This window comes from Verrucomicrobiia bacterium (assembly GCA_035460805.1).
In the GTDB taxonomy this organism is placed as follows: domain Bacteria; phylum Patescibacteriota; class UBA1384; order CAILIB01; family CAILIB01; genus DATHWI01.
Genome location: DATHWI010000125.1, coordinates 1 through 2071, shown reverse-complemented (window position 1 = coordinate 2071; position 2071 = coordinate 1). Strand labels below are relative to the sequence as shown.

Sequence of the window (2071 nt, the reverse complement as noted above, 5' to 3'; positions counted from 1 at the left end):
GTTGGGAGCGAGCCGCCAATTACCCCGGCATTGGCCAAGTGACCTGGACCCAGCTTGTGGAGCTTGGCTACGTGGAGGATCGCCACGAAGGTTCCAGCCGCTTCCTTAGACTTACGGAGGAAGGCATGCGCGTGGTGGATGAAGCTGATAAGCGATAAGCCCGCTACGATGCCCTGTGGCGGGCGCGAAAGAGCTTCCCTAGAATCGGCGCCATGCCCCTGCTCAATAGCCGCCAAACTAACGCCCTTCGAAAGCTAAGACTCTGGGTGGCCAGTTGGGAGCGAGCCGCCAACTATTCGTTCGCAAAACAACCTGGGATCAACTCGTGGAACTTGGCTACGTCGAGCAACGCCGCGAGGGTTACGCTCGCTTCCTCCGGCTTACGGAGAAGGGCAAGCGCATGGTGGACGAAGCTGATCAGCGATAAGGCGCTAGGAACGATTGCGACTGCCGCACGTTGAAACATGCAGGTTGGATAGGCTTCCCTAACAGCCCCCGTTCCCCAAAAGCCTATCCCAAACGCGAGAGCGACCTAGAAGCCCCGGTGTCCCCGCTCCGGGGCTTCGTCGCATAGGCTTGTTGCCCTAAGTCGTCGCTCTTATATGGACGACTCGACTCCCACCGGGTTCGGTAAGCTCATCGTATCTCGTCGTGTGTTTAGCGTAGCTCGCCCAATGCTTTCCCTCATGGGAGCGGGAAGAGCCCTGGACCCTGCGGTCGGGGCTCTTTTCTCATTCAACCCTGATTAATTATACGCGGCACCGCCACCGCACGAAGTTCAATGCCCAACCGCCGCTTCCCACCGCCCTGGACCGTGCAACGCTTGCCTGGAGGCTTCAAAGTGGTTGACGCCAGCGGGCAGTCGCTCGCCTACTTCTATGCCCGTGAGAACGATAATGACGCGGGAACAGCAGGGGTGCTGACAATGGACGAGGCAAGGCGGTTGGCGAGCAACTTCGCCAAGCTGCCAACGTTACTCGGTCCCGAATAGCGAAGCAGTTCCAAGCAAGAAGCCCGACTGCATGGCAAACACCACAGTCGGGCTTCTCTCAGCTCGGGGCTGATTGCCCGTGGGCTCTGCTTGAGGGCCATTCACCGGCAGCGATTCAACACGCGATTGGGAAGGGTGTTCCTACGTCCGGTTTCGACGCTTGGAGGGTTGTCACAGGGGAAGTAGCTCTTAGCTAAGTGGTGTGATGGTTTCCCTGCCATCACAGGTTCCCCCCTAGAGTGGAACCGGGGAGAGGCTCGGTGTCCATCCAAACGGGCCTCTCCCTTTTGCTCTTGCAGCTATTTTGAACGTCCCTCGGAGGGTGTATGCTTCTTCCATCCTGGTGCTTCCACACTAGGCTCCAGCATGTCTTCCTCAAGCCCCGCGCCTGGTCGTCCCGTAAAGCGGGGCTTCTCTTTGGTCGGTACGAAACCGCACTACCTTAGCGTTTGACCCTTCAAATCCCGTTGATATGTTTTCGGCGCTTGGCCCGCACCGGCCAGCAATGTTGTGTATCTTTGCCAGGCAACCGGAGAATGCACATGAAAAAGATAAGCGTGATTGGAGCGACTCTATTGGGAGCAGCAGTGCTGTGCGCGGCGCCTATATCGCTTCATCTATTCCAAGACAAAGGTATGTCTTTGTCCGTGGACAAGGCGCAAGCATATATCCCTGCTGGTACACCCTGTAAGGAGGCGGCAAAGCTCGCATTCCCGACGGATAAGAAGACCCGCCACGCTTTCAAGCGTGAGTGCAAGCAAGCCTGGAAGGCCCAGAAGAAGGCCGCCTAGCATAATCAGCAGCAAAGAAACGGAGAGGGAGCCAGATCGGTTCCCTCTCCCGCTCTTGAGAGCCCGGCAGAGAGGCGGTGCTAAACCAAGCTCAACAATAAAAAGCGGAGACCGCCCGGGTGCTAGGAGGAACACCACTTAGGCGACCTTCCGTAAAAACTGGCCGCGCGCTGCAATGAGCGGTTTTGCAGTATTGAGGGCGTTTTTATACCGGGTAGCAGGCGGTTTGCAGGGGGTAGTTACCTCAATAACCCCTTGTTGCGCCAAGGGTTTAGGTGGGTTAAATGGG

Annotated in this window: 3 protein-coding genes; 2 read left to right on the top strand and 1 reads right to left on the bottom strand. The window is 57.5% G+C overall.

What is annotated here, in order from left to right; genetic code table 11:
* Positions 1–292 precede the first annotated feature (292 nt).
* Positions 293–466 carry a hypothetical protein gene (locus tag VLA04_05515; protein HSI21125.1) on the bottom strand — a complete coding sequence of 58 codons (174 nt, stop codon included), beginning with the start codon at positions 464–466 and terminating at the stop codon, positions 293–295.
* 375 nt (positions 467–841) lie between these two features.
* Between VLA04_05515 and VLA04_05510 the strand changes: the two genes are divergently transcribed.
* Together VLA04_05510 and VLA04_05505 are read left to right on the top strand one after the other, a co-directional pair.
* Entirely contained in the window at positions 842–991 is a 150-nt protein-coding gene (locus VLA04_05510) for a hypothetical protein (GenBank protein ID HSI21124.1), read from the top strand.
* 635 nt (positions 992–1626) lie between these two features.
* Positions 1627–1782 (top strand): hypothetical protein, encoded by a 156-nt coding sequence (locus VLA04_05505; GenBank protein ID HSI21123.1) that lies wholly within the window; start codon positions 1627–1629, stop codon positions 1780–1782.
* Positions 1783–2071: the final 289 nt, after the last annotated feature.